The organism is Streptomyces sp. NPDC050433 (genome assembly GCF_044458565.1).
In the GTDB taxonomy this organism is placed as follows: Bacteria; Actinomycetota; Actinomycetes; order Streptomycetales; family Streptomycetaceae; genus Streptomyces.
Map to the genome: position 1 here is coordinate 36,975 of NZ_JBITIB010000005.1, position 14,696 is coordinate 51,670.

Consider the following 14,696-nt stretch of genomic DNA (forward strand, 5'->3'; position numbering starts at 1 on the left):
CGTGGCCGACGCCCGAGGCACGCTGCTCCTGGCCCCCCGTACCGAATCCCTTCCTCTTCCCCAGCACGACTGGCGCGACACGCTGCGCCGGGTCGCGCCGGTGCTGCCCGTTCTGGCGGTCGTGGCACTCCTCGCCGTCCCCGTGGCGGGTCCCGCCGGCGACGGGTCGGCCGGTTCCGGGACGGTGGCCGACGCGGCATCCGCCCTGCTGGTCGTCTTCTGTCTCGTACGGGTGCTGCGCGACCGCGCCCGGCCGCTGACCCGAACGGCCGCGCTGGTGCTGGGACTCCCGGTCCTCGGCGTGTGCGCCGCCGCGATCACGTCGTACGACCCCGTGTCCAGCCTGCCGGGCATCGCGCGCTACCTCCAGATCTTCGTGCTGGTGCCCGGCGCGCTGCTGCTGCTGATCAGGAACCGCCGGGACTTCCGGCTCGTCGCCTGGTCGATGGTGGCGCTGGCGCTGCTGCAGGGGCTCATCGGCGTCGTCCAGTATCTGACCGGCACCGGCGCGTCCTACATGGGCGAAGACGTCCGCGCGGTGGGCACGTTCGGCCCCACCGACGTCATGGGCATGGCCACCGTGGTGTCGTACGGCATGGTCGCCGCGGTCGGTCTGGCCCTGGGCGCCGGGAGCGGGCGCACTGTGCCGCGGAAGCAGCGGAACGCCGGGCTCTGCTGCGCGGCGCTGCTGTTCCTGCCGCTCGTGCTCTCCTTCAGCCGGGGCGCGTGGATCGCGACGGTCGTGGCCGTCACGCTGCAACTCGCGCTCTCCGGGCTGCGCCGCGCGGCACGGGTCGCGCTCGTGGCGGCGGCGCTCGGCGTCGTACTCGTCGGCGGACTCGGCATCGGCTCCCAGATGGTCTCCGACCGGCTCGGCAGCATCACCGAAGTCGCCGAGGCGCCCGACCGGTCGGTCACCGACCGGTACACGATGTGGGCGGCGGCGGCCGGGATGTGGCGCACCGACCCGGTCACCGGCGTCGGGCTGAAGGCCTTCCCCGCCTACCGCGACAGCCACTCCTCGATCGCGCTGTCGTCGGGCAGCGACACGGCGGGCGCGGGGATGATCTTCCAGCGCCAGCCGCTGCTCTCGCCGCACAACATGTATCTGCTGATCCTCAGCGAGCAGGGGCTCGTCGGCCTGCTGTCGCTGGCGGGGAGTTGGGCGGCGCTGCTGGTCCTCGCACTGCGACGGCTGCCCGTGGCACGGCGCGGACGCAGGGGCGTCGACTGCGCGCTCGTCGCCGCCGGACTGCTGATCTGGCAACTGGTGGACTTCGGTTACGCGGACATCGGCGGGCCCTCGACGGTGCTCACCGCCGTTCTGCTCGGCCTGGCGGCGTGGTGGGCGCTGGACCGCCGGGCGGTCGGCCAGGCCATCCATCGGGACGACGGCTCGGGGGCCGGTGCGGCATGACGGACCTGACGGACGCGACGCAACTCCCGCCCACAGAGGGCCAAACGCCCCCCGAACCCACGCTTCCGGGCCACCGCCCACCGCCTGCGGCGACGCAGGGGCCAGCACCCACCGCCGAACCCTCGGCGACGTCGGTGCGGGCGTCGGCGCTTGAGTCGGGGCCTCCGTCCGTGTCTTCACCTGCCTCCGCGCCCGCGCTCGCGCCCGTATTCACGTCAGCGCCCGCGCCCGTACCGCCCCCCACCACCCCCGCCGACGCACCACCCGCCAAGCAGGCCGGATCCGGCAGGCTGGGTGGGTATTTGTCCAATCGGTTCCTTGCTCGTGCCGCCCTGGTGACCGCTCTCCTCACCGCCGCCGGCGCCGGGCTCGGGCTGGTGCGGGATCAGACCATCGCCCATCTCTACGGCGCCGGCCCCGGCACCGACGCGTTTCTCGTCGCGTGGACCGTTCCCGAAGTCGCGTCGACGCTGCTCATCGAGGACGCGATGGCGCTCATCCTCGTACCCGCCTTCAGCCTCGCCCTCGCACGGCGGGGCGCCGAGGAGCCGCCCGTCCGCGACCCCGTGCACGCCCTGCTGCGTACGACCCTGCCGAGCCTCCTGCTCGTGCTCAGCGCGGGGGCCGTCCTGTTGATGCTGGCCGCGCCGTGGGTCGTCGCCCTGCTGGCTCCCGGACTCCCGGACACTCAACTGGCCATCGACTGCACGCGGTTGACGGCCACCTGCGCGTTCAGTTTCGGTATCGCCGGGTACTGCAGCGCCGCGCTGCGGGCGCACGGCAGCTTCGTACCGCCCGCGATGATCTACGTCGCGTACAACATCGGCATCATCGCCACGATGCTGATCCTCAGCGACCGGCTCGGAGTACGGGCGGCGGCGGCCGGGGTCGCCCTCGGGGGCGTGCTGATGGTCCTCGTCCAGGCACCGGTCGTCCTGCGCCGGCTGCGCGAGCGACGCACCACCGAGACCCCCGGACAGCCCGCCGAGGAACGGCCCGGCGCCGGACGGCCGCTCGTCGTCCTCGGGCTCCTCGCCCCCGTCATCGTCTTCGCCCTGACCCGCCAGTCCCAGGTCCTCATCGAACGCTTCCTCGCCGCGCCCCTGCCCGCCGGCGCCATCTCGCATCTCAACTACGCGCAGAAGGTCGCGCAGATGCCGATGGTCCTGTCCCTGATGCTCTGCACCGTCACCTTTCCGGTCGTCGCGCGCGCCATGGCGGCCGGGGAGACCGACCGGGCCAGGCGGCGCGTCGAGCGTGACCTCGCGCTCGCCGGTGTCATCGTGCTCGTGGGCGCCGCGACGGTCATCGCGTGCGCCCCGCAGATCATCGAAATCCTCTTCCAGCGCGGTGCTTTCGACCAGGCGGACACGGCGGCCACCGCCGCCGTGATGCGTGTGTACGCACTGGGGCTGCTCGGCCACACCCTCGTCGGCGCCCTGGTCCGCTGCTACTTCTCCGCCGCACGCCCCCTGTGGTTCCCGGCGCTCGCCATGATCGTCGGCCTCGCCCTCACCACCGCGGGCGGCGCACTGCTCGTCGGTCGCTGGGGCGTCCTCGGCATCGCGGCGGGCAACGCGCTGGGCATCACCATCGCCGCCGTACTGCTGCTGCACGGCGTCGCCCGCCACAGCGTGCCGGTGCGGCTCCGCCACATGACCGGAGGGCTCGTCAAACTCAGCGCCGCCGCCGCTGCCGCCACCGGCGCCGGATGGCTCTGCGGCGCCCTCATCCCGGCACCCGTGCCGGCGGTGGCCGTCGCCTGCCTGGTGGTCGCTGCCGTGTTCCTCGTCATCGCCCACGCCCTCCAGGCACCCGAGATCGACTCCCTCGTCCGCTCCGTCACACGAAGGTTCATCAATGTCCGCTGACACGGTCTCCGCAGGCCCCCTGTGGGCAGCCATGTATCACTCGATCACCGACTCGGCCGCAGATCCCTACCAGGTGACGGTCTCGCCCGCCCGGCTCGACCGGCAGCTGCGCTGGATGCGCCGCCACGGGCTCACCGGCGTCAGCATGGAGCGCCTGCTGCTCGCCCGTGCGCGCGGCAGCGCCGCCGGACTCGTCGGTCTGACGTTCGACGACGGTTACGTCGACTTCCTGACGAACGCCGTGCCGCTGCTGCGCCGGTACGAGTTCACCGCCACCGTTTATGTGCTCCCCGGCCGCCTCGGCGGCACCAACGAGTGGGACCGTCCCGGCCCGAGCAAGCCCCTCCTGACGGAGGACGGCATCCGCGAGGCAGCGGCGGCGGGCATGGAGGTCGGCTCGCACGGGCTGCGCCACACCGATCTCACCGAGGCCGACGACGCGCTGCTGAGGGAGGAGACGCGCGGCAGCCGGGAGGCGCTGAACGCGATCACGGGCGGCGAGGTGACCGGGTTCTGCTATCCGTACGGCACGGTCGACGAGCGCGCCATGACCGCCGTACGGGAGGCCGGTTACCGGTACGCGGTCGGCATCAGCCCGGGTCCGCTCACCGGTCTGTTCGCCCTGCCTCGCGTCCACATCGGGCAGGAGGACACCGCGCCCCGGCTGTTCCTCAAGCGCGCTCTGCACGGCAGGCGCCGCGAGCCGGTCCCGTACGCCGCGTACGCCCCGTACGTCGACACCCCGGCCGTCGAGGCCGCCGCGCAGGAAGGCAGCGCCTCGTGAAGGTGCTGCACGTCATCACCGGACTCGGCATCGGCGGCGCCGAACAGCAACTACGCCTACTGCTGGGCCAGTTGCCCACCGACAGCGCCGTCGTCACGCTCACCAACCCCGGCGCCGTCGCACGAGGCATCACCGCCGACGGCTTCCCCGTCACAGACCTCGGCATAAGAGGCAACCGCGACCTCGGCGCGCTGCCCCGGCTCACGCGGCTGATCAGGGACGGCCGGTACGACCTGGTCCACACGCACCTCTACCGCGCCTGCGTGTACGGACGCCTCGCCGCGCGTCTCGCGGGTGTACGCACCGTCGTCGCCACCGAGCACTCGCTCGGCGCCCACCAGATCGAGGGCCGCCCGCTGACCGCCGGGGCCCGCGCCCTGTACCTCGGCAGCGAGCGCCTCGGGACAGCGACCGTCGCCGTCTCCACGACCGTCGCGAACCGGCTGCGCCGCTGGGGTGTACACCGCGACCGTATCCATGTCGTGCCCAACGGCATCGACGTGCCGCGCTTCGCCTACGACGAGACGGCCCGGCAGAAGACGCGGGCCGAACTCGGCCTGCCCGCCGACGCGTTCGTGGTCGGCGGCGTCGGCAGGCTCAGCGCGGGCAAGCGCTTCGACACCCTGGTCAGGGCCGTCGCCGCACTGCCCGGTGCCCGTCTGCTGCTCGTCGGCGAAGGCCCCGAACGCGATCGACTGGGGTCCCTGGCACGGGCGTTGGGCGCCGCCGACCGCGTCCTGACGTACGGCGCGTGCGAGGACCCGCCGCCGATTCCCGGCATCGACGGCGGGCCTGACCTGCCGTCACTCCTCGCCGCCATGGACGTCTTCGTATCCCCGTCCGAGGACGAGGCCTTCGGGCTCGCCGTGGTCGAGGGCCTGGCCTCCGGGCTGCCCGTCCTGTACGCCACCTGCCCCGCCCTGACGGACCTGCCCGCCGACGCGGCACCCGGCGCCCGCCGTATCAGCGGGAGGGTCGCCGGTCTCGTCGCCGAACTGGGTGCTTTCCAGCGGCGGTTCGTAGTCGGAGAGGGTCCCCACCGGTTGCCGGTGCCGCCGGCCGCGCGCCAGTACGACATCTCCCGCAGTGCCGAACAGCTGATGTCCGTCTACGACCACGCCCTGCGCCGGAACGGCGGCGCCCCCGCGCGCACCGTCCGGCGCCCGACCAGCCCCGAGGAGTGAGTATCCGATGACCGAGAACGAGAAAGAGAACAAGACCGAGACGGAGAGCGACGGGCGCCGCGCGGGCGCTTGGCCCGGCCGCGTCCTGCCGAGGATGCGGGCCCTGCCCGTCTGGTGGATCGTGCCCGTCGCCGTCCTGATCGGGGCGCTCGCGGGCGGCGCGTACGGCATGCTCCGTACCCCGCAGTACTCCGCCACCAGCTACGTACTCGTCGTACCGACCAACAAGACCGACCCGGCCGCCGCGCTCGGCTTCGCGCAGGCGTACGGGCGGGTCGCCTCGCAGGTCGCCGCTGTCGGCGACGCCCAGGTGTGGGCCGGGGTCTCCTCGAAGGTCCTCAAGGAGAACGTCAAGACCGTCACCTCGCCCGACGCCCCGATGATCTCGGTGACCGCCACGTCCAGCGGGCGGCAGGCGGCCGTCAGCATGGCCGACGGCGTCGCGCGCTCGCTGGTGCTCAACGGCACACAGATGCAGGGCAGTACGAACGTACGGGTGGTCCAGTTCTCCCGCGCGGTCAAGCCCACCAGCCCGGTGTCACCGTCGGCGCCGCTGGCCGCGCTCGTCGGCGCCGCCGCGGGCGGACTGCTCGGCGGACTCGGGCTGCTGGTCCGCCCGAAGCGCCGGCCCGCCGCCGCCGAGGTGCACGCGGCTGTCCCCGGCCCGTCGACGGCCCCGACCGCTTCCCTCGCCTCCACGGCGCCCGTGCCACAGAAGGAGAGTGTCTGATGGCAGCGGAATCGACCACCAAGCGGCCAGGGCCGGTCCGGTCCGCGTCGGCGTCCACGCGCGCGTCCCTCGGCAGAGGCACCTTCACCGCACTCACCTCCGAGATCTGCCGCGACCCCGACCGGTTCGGCGCGCTCGCCGCCGAGTGGACCGCGCTCCACCGCCGCTCCGCCGCGGCCACCCCCTTCCAGAGCCACGCGTGGCTGCACTCCTGGTGGCTGTCGTACGGCGCCCCCGGCAGGCTCCGCGTCGTCCTCGTACGCCGAGGTGGCACCCTCGTCGCCGCGGCCCCGCTGATGCTGGTGCACCGGCCGTTGCCCGTGCTGGTCCAACTCGGCGGCTCCATCTCCGACTTCTCCGACGTCCTGCTCGACGACGACTACGCCGACAGCGCGGCCCAGGCACTCGCGAGGGCCCTCGCCACCGCCGCGCGCACCGCCGTCATCGACCTGAGGGAAGTACGGCCCGGCGCCGCCGCCGAACGCGTCTACGACTGCTGGGACGGCGCGCGCGACCGGCTGGCGGACTCGCTCTGCCTCGAACTGCCCGCCGTCCCCGTGGACGAACTGCTCGCGCGGCTTCCGTCGTCCCGCGCCCAGCGCTCCAGGGCCAAGATCCGCAAGATCGACTCGCTCGGTATCGAGGGACGCGTGGTGCCGGTGGACGAGATCGGGACCGCCGTCGAACGGCTCCTCCATCTGCACCGGCTCCAGTGGCAGGGGCGCGGAGTCACCCCCGAACACCTCAGTGCGCGTTTCGCGGCGCATCTGACCCGTTCGGCGCGCGCCATGGTCGAGTCCGGCGACGCGATGGTCACCGAATTCCGGCTCGCGGGCGAGGTGGTGGCCGCCGACCTCACCCTGATCTCGCCCCGGCTCGCGGGCGGTTATCTGTACGGCGCCGATCCGGCGCTGCGCGACCGCAAGGTCGACGTCGCCACGATGCTGCTGCGCGAGTGCGCCCGGAGGATCAGCGGCGATGGGGTCGGCGGGTGTACGACGCTGAGCATGCTGCGCGGCAACGAGCCGTACAAGCACCACTGGCGCCCTGAGCCCGTCCGCAACCAGCGGCTGCTGCTGGCACGCGGCCTGGTGGCCCCCTCGCTGCGGATGGTCGCCGCCCACGCCGCGGCGCGCGGCCGGGCCGCCGTCCTGGTCAACGAGCGGCTGCCGGAGATGAAGGCGGGCCTGGCGAAGCGGATGCGCCGCGGCGACGGCAAGGGGTGATCCGGAACACGATCCGGAACAGGCCCTTGCCGCCGCCGCGCTGACGACCGGTCAGGAAAGCCAGCGCTCCCAGCCGCTGAAGCGGAGGCAGACCCTCTTCCCGAGCAGGGTCTCGATCCACGAACTCAATGTCAGAGCCTGGCAGCTCGACGGCGCCTCGGGCTTCGTCGGGGTGCTGGGCTCCGGCTTGGGCTTGGGCGGCGTCGTGGGCGCGGGGACGGGCGTGACCGGCGGCTTGGTCGTCTCCGTTTCGGGCTTCAGCCCGTACAGCGCGGAACGGAACACCTTCGAGGACCGCGGATTCTTGTCGCACTGCCACACACCGTGCGGGCAGTAATCCGAGAGCGTTTGATACAGCGGCCGGTGCTCTTTGAACCACTTGAGCATTCCCCGCATGTAATCGGGGTTGTCGCCGTTGCGGAAGAGGCCCCACTCCGGATAGGAGATAACCTTTCCGTGTTCAGCGGCGAAGTCCACATGGTGACGGAGCCCGAACGGCTCATTCACCTGCTCGTCGAAAGTCCTTCCCGGCGGCTGGTCGTAGGAGTCCATTCCCACGATGTCCACGACGTCGTCGCCCGGATAGCACTCGGTCCAAGCAATGGCGTCCTTTCCGCGGTTCGGAGCGAAATCGAAACGGAACTTCTGACCGGGCACCGCGCGCATGGCGCCGACAATCCTCTTCCAGTACGCCTTCCACGACCGCGGGTCGGGCCCGCAGCGATGGGTGTACGTGGTGCCGTTCATCTCCCAGCCCAGTACGACGACCGTGTCCGGCACGCCGAGCGAGACCAGCCGCTTGGCCAGGACCTCGAAGTGCCGGTCGTAGTCGCCCCTCGCGCCCCGGCGTAGTTCCCTGCGGACGAGTTGGTCGCGTACCCGGCCCTCGTTGCGTTCGAGCATGGGGACGTTGAGCACGAACATGCGGTCGGCACGGGCCTTGCGCCAGTCGGCCCAGTCCCGCAGGAAGCTCGGACTCCCCTCGATGTTGGACCACACGTCGCCCGGCAGGTAGGTGTGCCCGACCCGCAGCTCCGTACCGCCGAGCCACTTCTCCATTGCGGCGATACGGCGGACACCCTCGGAGTCGTAGTTGAGGTACGCGCCGATCGCCGGTGATTTCACTTTGGGCGGTTCGGGACTGCCGGGAGCGTCCGGACCGGCGGCGAAACTCGCCATCGGCAGCACGGAACTTGAAGCAAGGAGGCCGGCCGTGATGACACCCAGCCAGGTGCTGAACAGCCGTCGACGTCGATAGGGCATGTGTGCTCCTCAAGAGGGGACGCGTTCCGTGTCGCACTGTTCCCAAAAGTATTTCTAATGAGCCGATCGGGAACCCCAGTCCGCCCTTTCACTAGACCGTTCGGGAATTTCACCCCCCGCATGGGTCATCGAAAATGAAGGAAACCACCGTGGCGAGCTTTGACATCAGCGTCCCCGCTGTTCTTGTACGGCTCGACCGGAATCCGTTTCACCACGGAACCCTCGGCGCCGTCAGATCCCTCGGCCGGGCCGGAATTACGGTGCACGCGGTGATCGAGTCGCCGCGGAGCCCGGTCGCCGGATCCCGGTATCTGCGCAGCGCGACGGTGGCCGAGGAGGGGGAGGGACTGCACGGTCTGCTGCTGCGGGTCTCGGAGCGGCTGGGCACGCCCGCCGTTCTCGTCCCCCTGGACGATCTGAGCGCGATCTCGATCGACCGTCTCAGACCCCGGCTGACCGGCCGTTACCTCCTGCCCGAACAGCCGTCAGGCCTGCCGGAGCGGGTCGCGGACAAGGCGGAGCTGGCCACGATCTGCGGCACGCTCGGGCTGCCGCATCCCCGCACGGCCGTCCCCGGCGACCGCGAGGAGGCCGCGCGGGCGGCGTGGGCGCTCGGGCTGCCGGTGATCGCGAAGTGGAGCAGGCCGTGGCTGCTGCCCGAGGGCGCCGGGCTGCGCAGCACGGTCGTGGTGCGCTCGCGGCGCGAGGCCAGGGAACTGTTCGCGCGGAGCGCGGAGGCGGGGAGCCGGTTGCTGCTCCAGGAAATGCTGCCGCCGGGGCGTGACGTCGACTGGTTCTTCCACGGCTACAGCGGCGGCGACGGCACGCTCCTGATGGGCGCGGCCGGACGCAAGGAACGGTCCTGGCCGGTGGGGGCAGGGCTGACGGCCGTCGGCCGGTGGCTGCCGAATCCCGCCGTTGAGCGACTGGCGGGCGAGGTGGTCGCCGCGCTCGGCTACCGGGGCATCGTCGACCTCGACTTCCGGCACGACGCCGCCACCGGCGCGTACCACCTGCTCGACTTCAACCCGCGGCCCGGCGCCCAGTTCCGGCTGTTCACCGACCCGTCGGGCACGGATGTCGTACGGGCGCTGCATCTGGACCTCACCGGGCGGACCGTCCCCGCCCTGGTGCCCGCGCACGGCCGGACGTTCGTGGTCGAGCACTACGCGCTGCTGTCCATGCTGTCTCTCCTGTCCTCGGCCTGGCGCAGGGACCGGCGCCGCGGCCGGTCCGGGAGGCTCCGGGCGGCGGGTACGGAGACGGCCTGGTTCGCGCGGGACGACCCGTGGCCCGCGTACACCATGTCCGTGGCCTGGCTCCTGCACGCGGCGCGCGGCGCCGTACGCCGACTCAGGTCCCGCCTCCGGCTCCGGCCCCGGCTCCGTACCACGCCGTCGCGATCGCTGCTTTCCGTCGTACGCCAGCGTCGGCGCGCCCCGGACAGCACGACTCCTCCCGTCCCGCGCTGACGCGTACGTCCGGCTGAGACCGAGAGACCCGAGAGAACAGAGAGAGCAGCGAACTCCTATGCAGGATTTGGTAGTTGTGGGTGCCGGACCGTACGGGCTGTCGATCGCCTCGCACGCGGCGGCGGCCGGTCTGCGGCCCCGTGTGTTCGGGCGGCCGATGGCCGCCTGGCGGGACGGCATGCCGCCCGGCATGTTGCTGAAGTCGGAGCCGTGGGCGTCGAACCTGTCCGACCCCAAGGGCGCGTACGGGCTGGCGGCCTACGCGGCCACCCAGGGAGTGGAGGCCCGGCACGGGGTCCCGCTGCCGGTCGGCCTCTTCGCCTCGTACGGTCTCTGGTTCGCCGAGAAGGCGGCGCCGCCGGTGGAGGAGCGGACGGTCACCGCCGTACGGCCGCGCGCCGGGGGCGGCTTCGGGGTCACCGTCGACGGCGGCGGGGACAGCGGTCGTCATCGTGAGACGTTCCTCGCCCGCACGGTGGTGCTCGCCGTCGGCGTGCGGCCCTTCGCGGACGTCCCCGGCCCGCTGCGCGCCCTCGCGCCCGAGCGGGTGTCGCACAGCGTCGACCACGCGGATCTGACGCGCTTCAAGGGCCTGGACGTCACCGTCGTCGGGGCGGGCCAGGCCGCCCTGGAGACCGCGACGCTCCTCGCGGAACAGGGCACGACGGTACGGGTGGTCGCCCGGTCCCACCAGCTGAACTGGAACACCCTCCCGCCGCCCGTGGAACGGCCGCTCGGCGAGGTCGCCCGCGCCCCGCACACGGGCCTGGGCTGCGGGTGGAAGAACTGGCTCTACGCCGAGACCCCCGGCCTCTTCCGCAGGCTGCCCGCGTCGACCCGCGCCCGTGTGTTCACCTCGGCGCTCGGCCCGGCCGGCGCCTGGTGGCTGCGGGAGCGGTTCGAGGGGGCGGTCGAGGTCCGGCTCGGCGAGAGCGTCGCCGCCGCTGCCCCGGCCGGGGACCGCGTACGGCTCGACCTGGTCTCCACCCGCGGTTCCGTGGACGCGGTCACAACCGACCACGTCATCGCCGCCACCGGCTTCACGCCCCGTCTGAGCCGGCTCGGACTGCTCGACGAGCGGCTGCGCCGGAGCCTGCGCAGGGTGGGCGCGAGCGGCGCCCCCGAGACGGACGCCGTCTTCGAGACCTCGCACCCCGGTCTGTTCGTGACCGGTCTGCTGAGCGCGCCGTCGTTCGGCCCGTCGATGCGCTTCGTACTCGGCGCGACGTACACGGCGGGACGGGTCGTACGCGGCGTACGGCGGCGCCTGGGCACGGGATCCCGGCAACTACCGTCGGGAGCATCGCGCGAGCCACTGCCGGCCGGTACGGCGCAGACGAACTGGATGGACGGATTCTGATGTGGGGCGACCCTTCGGCCCGGCGGACAGCTGCCGGTGCCGAAGGGTCGCGGGACGAACAGGCCTCAGCGGCGGCCGGCCGTGTTGCTGCGGCGGTAGAGGATGGCGCCGCCGAGCAGCAGACCGGCGCTCATCGCGGCGGTGGCGAGCAGGTTCGCCTCCGAGCCGGTCGCGGCCAACTGGTCGATGATGCCGCCCTCTTCGGCGGTCCGCGGCGGCTCCGGGTGCATGGGGTCGTGGTCGACCGGCACGGCCGGGGGCTCGACGGAGCGGTCTCCGGGCGGCGTCGACGGGTCACCCGGATTGCTCGGGTCGCTCGGGTCGTGCGGGTCGCTCGGGTCGTGCGGGCCGTTGGGGCCGTTGGGGCCGTTGGGGTCGAGCGGCGAGGGCGGCTGCAACGGGGTTGTGGGGGTCACGCCGTCGGAGCCGTTCGCGCAGCCGTTGCCGAAGGCCGGGTTCAGCAGACCGACCAGGTCGACGCTGTTGCCGCAGGCGTTCACCGGGGCGTCGACCGGGGCCTGGAGGAGGTTGCCCGCCAGCACACCGGGCGAGTTGGTCGCGGCGCCGGAGGCCGACGAGCCGCCGCCGTGGTCCCCGCGGCCGGCTGGGTGTCCGCCCTTCGCGGGTGCGGAACCGCCGTCGTCCTCACGGGAGTTGGCGCCGTGGGTGGAACTGTCGGCGGTGTTGTGGTCGGTCCGCGACGGGACCTGGGCGGGTACCGCGTTGGTCGCGGGCTCGGTGCGCGGCGGGTTGGCCTGCTTGTGGGGGCCCTGGTGGGGCTTGGGTGCCGCGTGCGCGCCTGAGGAGTTGCCGCAACTGTTGCCGATGGAGGGGTTGCCGGCGCCGACCGCGTTCACCGTGTTGCCGCAGACGTTGACCGGGACCTCGACGGGGGCCTGGACGCTGTTGCCCGACAGCAGCCCGGGTGACCCGGCGGCCGTGGCGGCGCCGTCGGTGGCCAGGGCGTATCCGCCGGTCATGGACAGCACGCCCGCCCCCGCCGCTGCGGTGAGCAGTCCCTTGCCGATCAGTTCTCGCATCTGGTTCTCCTGATATCACCGGTGTGTCGCCGGTGCGTCGGTGTCTCGGTGTCGGCTGCGGCCGGTCCCGAGGGCGTATCGCCGTACGCCTCGGGACCGGCCCCCGGGCGCGCCCCTCAGGGCGCTTCACTGCGTGTCAGGCGTTGATGCAGGTGTTGCCGAAGGTGGGGTTCAGCAGCCCGATCACGTTGATGCTGTTGCCGCACGCGTTGATGGGAATGTGCACGGGGATCTGGACGACGTTGCCGGACAGGAGGCCCGGGGAGCCCACGGCGGCACCTTCCGCGCCCGCGTCGGCCATCGCCGGCGAAGCGGCACCGACGGCCAGGAGAACGCCCGCGACAATGGCCGCTGCCTTCTTGCCATTCATGGTTGAGCCCTTCCGCAACGGAGGTCGCGCGCGCGGCTCTTGTATGCCACGCGAACACGGCTCTCTCGGCCCGCACCGCCGCTGCTCGAACTCCAACGAGCACGCACCTATGAGGAAACTGCCCTGATTTATTACCTTTGTTGGTTCACTCGATCGCCCCACGAAATGACGTTTCCGCAAGGCCGGTTACCGCTCGTACGACGCGGAAGCCGGCCGGGGCTGATTGCCCCGGCCGGCTTCCGTCGGCCCGGAACGGCGCCGCGACGGTCCTGGCTGTCAGCCGTTGCCCGTTCCGTTGGCCGAGAGGAGCGCGATGTCCTCCAGGAGGTGGGACAGGGGCTCGTCGCCCTTCGCCTGGGTGGAGTTCTCGGTGCACTGCTGGTTCTGCGGGGAGGACAGGACGTTGATGTCCTGGACCGCGATCGCCGCGGCACCCGCGAGGCCGCCGAGGTTGGCCTTGGCGGGCAGGCCGATGCAGGGCTTGTTGAGCGTGCCCTGCACGAGGCTGAGCTGCGGGCTCATGTCCCCGTGGGTCTCCGAGTTGCCGAACGACTGCTTGGCACCGTTGCCACTGAGTGACGTCGTGCCCGTGTCATTCCCGATCGCGAGCGCCGGCGACGCGGCCGCGGCAAGGCCGCCGACCACGGAGGCGCTGATCGCTGCGGCCGTCAGGATCTTCTTGATCACGGCTGGTTCCCTTTCCCAAGAAATGCAGGCGGTGAGGCCTGCCCAACCGAATGCCCCGGGTTTGGTTCCGCTGCTTCACTCGTTCGGCTTGCGGGCGGCGAGTGCGCTGACTGAGAGCCAAATGGGCTGTTGGGGTGAAGCGCGATAACTAAACCTGTGGAATGTAGTTGCACATGGCGCCCCGGGGACTTGGGGCATCCTTCAGAAGGGGACTCATCGTGATCAAGAAGGTTATGGCCTCCGCGGCCGTCGCTGCCTCCGTCATCGGAATGTCGGCCATGGCCGCGCCGTCCGCTTTCGCCGTCGGTGACGACACGGGCACGACGTCGCTCAGTGGCAATGGTGCCACGCAGGCGTACGGCAACTCCGCGACGTACGGGAACATGAGCCCGCAGATGGCGCTCATTCAGGGCTCGCTCAACAAGCCCTGCATCGGCCTGCCGGCCAAGATCAACGCCGGTTCCCTGCTGGGTGCCGTACCGATCGCGGTCCAGGACATCAACGTCCTGTCCTCCCCGCAGAACCAGCAGTGCACGGAGAACTCGACGCAGGCGAAGGGCGACGAGCCCCTGTCGCACATCCTGAACGACATCCCGATCCTGTCGGCCAACGGTGCGGGCAACGGCTGATATCGCGCCCGGATCACCTCTGCCGGGTCACCGCTGAATTCGGCGGTGACCCGGTCGTTTTCGTAGTTCCTGTGACGCGCCGATATGCCTTATGGGCTGTTCGGGGGAACGGGCGCAACCAAACGTCGCGTGGTGAGTTGAATATATCGGAACTCCGCCGGTGGGTTCCGAATTTCTGGAAAGGCAAGAAAATGAACAAGCTGTGGGCTACCGCTGCTGTAGCGGCCACAATGGTCGGCGGCCTTGCCGCGGCCGCGTCGCCGGCGCTGGCGATCGGGAATGACACGGGCACGACGTCGCTCAGTGGCAACGGTGCCAAGCAGTCGTTCGGCAACTCGGAGACCCACGGGGACATGAGCCCGCAGCTCAGCCTCGTGCAGGGCACGCTCAACAAGCCCTGCATCGGTCTGCCCGCCAAGGCCAACCTCGGCGGCCTCGTGGGTGCCGCGGCGATCGCGGTCCAGGACGTCAACGTCCTGTCCTCCCCGCAGAACCAGCAGTGCACGGAGAACTCGACGCAGGCGAAGGGCGACGAGCCCCTGTCGCACATCCTGGAGGACATCGCGCTCCTCTCGGCGAACGGCGTGGGCAACGGCTGACGTTCCCCCAGGGGCCCGGTCCGGCAGCTCGGCTGCCGGGCCGGGCTCCGGCGTGTTCGGGGGA

The 14,696-nt window shown here is 71.6% G+C and carries 14 protein-coding genes; 10 read left to right on the forward strand and 4 right to left on the reverse strand.

Annotated features, from left to right (window positions below; all coding sequences use genetic code 11):
• Window position 1: 1 nt before the first annotated feature.
• The 6 genes from ACIBLA_RS08130 (at window position 2) to ACIBLA_RS08155 (ending at window position 7,212) form a co-directional block, all read left to right on the forward strand.
• On the forward strand, window positions 2-1,417 hold the full coding sequence (locus tag ACIBLA_RS08130) for an O-antigen ligase family protein (RefSeq protein WP_399198108.1): 1,416 nt from the start codon (window positions 2-4) through the stop codon (window positions 1,415-1,417).
• Between the two features lie 335 nt (window positions 1,418-1,752).
• Window positions 1,753-3,288 (forward strand): lipid II flippase MurJ, encoded by a 1,536-nt coding sequence (locus ACIBLA_RS08135; protein WP_399198110.1) that lies wholly within the window; start codon window positions 1,753-1,755, stop codon window positions 3,286-3,288.
• Window positions 3,278-4,072: a polysaccharide deacetylase family protein gene (locus ACIBLA_RS08140; RefSeq protein ID WP_399198112.1), complete on the forward strand. Its 795-nt coding sequence runs from the start codon at window positions 3,278-3,280 to the stop codon at window positions 4,070-4,072. The genes ACIBLA_RS08135 and ACIBLA_RS08140 overlap by 11 nt, the downstream gene beginning before the upstream one ends.
• Window positions 4,069-5,256: a glycosyltransferase gene (locus ACIBLA_RS08145; protein ID WP_399198113.1), complete on the forward strand. Its 1,188-nt coding sequence runs from the start codon at window positions 4,069-4,071 to the stop codon at window positions 5,254-5,256. The genes ACIBLA_RS08140 and ACIBLA_RS08145 overlap by 4 nt, the downstream gene beginning before the upstream one ends.
• Before the next feature lie 7 nt (window positions 5,257-5,263).
• Complete coding sequence (locus ACIBLA_RS08150) at window positions 5,264-5,986, forward strand: lipopolysaccharide biosynthesis protein (protein WP_363242143.1); 723 nt, start codon at window positions 5,264-5,266, stop codon at window positions 5,984-5,986.
• Window positions 5,986-7,212 (forward strand): GNAT family N-acetyltransferase, encoded by a 1,227-nt coding sequence (locus ACIBLA_RS08155; protein ID WP_399198114.1) that lies wholly within the window; start codon window positions 5,986-5,988, stop codon window positions 7,210-7,212. Before ACIBLA_RS08150 ends, ACIBLA_RS08155 begins: the two co-directional genes overlap by 1 nt.
• Before the next feature lie 51 nt (window positions 7,213-7,263).
• On the opposite strand, the gene ACIBLA_RS08160 is transcribed toward ACIBLA_RS08155, so the two are convergent.
• The gene (locus ACIBLA_RS08160) at window positions 7,264-8,475 is read right to left on the reverse strand and encodes a glycoside hydrolase family 26 protein (RefSeq protein ID WP_399198115.1); all 1,212 of its coding nucleotides are present in this window, start codon (window positions 8,473-8,475) and stop codon (window positions 7,264-7,266) included.
• A 149-nt stretch (window positions 8,476-8,624) separates the two neighbouring features.
• Between ACIBLA_RS08160 and ACIBLA_RS08165 the strand changes: the two genes are divergently transcribed.
• Together ACIBLA_RS08165 and ACIBLA_RS08170 are read left to right on the forward strand one after the other, a co-directional pair.
• The gene (locus tag ACIBLA_RS08165) at window positions 8,625-9,947 is read left to right on the forward strand and encodes an ATP-grasp domain-containing protein (protein ID WP_363242140.1); all 1,323 of its coding nucleotides are present in this window, start codon (window positions 8,625-8,627) and stop codon (window positions 9,945-9,947) included.
• Between the two features lie 58 nt (window positions 9,948-10,005).
• Window positions 10,006-11,307, forward strand: coding sequence for an FAD-dependent oxidoreductase (locus ACIBLA_RS08170; protein ID WP_399198116.1), 1,302 nt, complete (start codon window positions 10,006-10,008; stop codon window positions 11,305-11,307).
• Window positions 11,308-11,372: 65 nt separating this feature from the next.
• Here the strand turns inward: ACIBLA_RS08170 and ACIBLA_RS08175 are convergent, their stop codons facing one another.
• From ACIBLA_RS08175 to ACIBLA_RS08185, 3 genes are all read right to left on the reverse strand, one after another.
• Entirely contained in the window at window positions 11,373-12,347 is a 975-nt protein-coding gene (locus tag ACIBLA_RS08175) for a chaplin family protein (protein ID WP_399198117.1), read from the reverse strand.
• Between the two features lie 136 nt (window positions 12,348-12,483).
• Window positions 12,484-12,717: a chaplin gene (locus ACIBLA_RS08180; RefSeq protein WP_363242137.1), complete on the reverse strand. Its 234-nt coding sequence runs from the start codon at window positions 12,715-12,717 to the stop codon at window positions 12,484-12,486.
• 276 nt (window positions 12,718-12,993) lie between these two features.
• Window positions 12,994-13,404, reverse strand: a complete 411-nt coding sequence (locus ACIBLA_RS08185) for a rodlin (protein ID WP_399198119.1) — start codon at window positions 13,402-13,404, stop codon at window positions 12,994-12,996.
• Between the two features lie 218 nt (window positions 13,405-13,622).
• On the opposite strand from ACIBLA_RS08185, the gene ACIBLA_RS08190 reads away from it, so the two are divergent.
• Entirely contained in the window at window positions 13,623-14,033 is a 411-nt protein-coding gene (locus tag ACIBLA_RS08190) for a rodlin (protein WP_363242134.1), read from the forward strand.
• Between the two features lie 191 nt (window positions 14,034-14,224).
• Complete coding sequence (locus tag ACIBLA_RS08195) at window positions 14,225-14,632, forward strand: rodlin (RefSeq protein ID WP_363242133.1); 408 nt, start codon at window positions 14,225-14,227, stop codon at window positions 14,630-14,632.
• The last annotated feature ends 64 nt before the right edge of the window (window positions 14,633-14,696 follow it).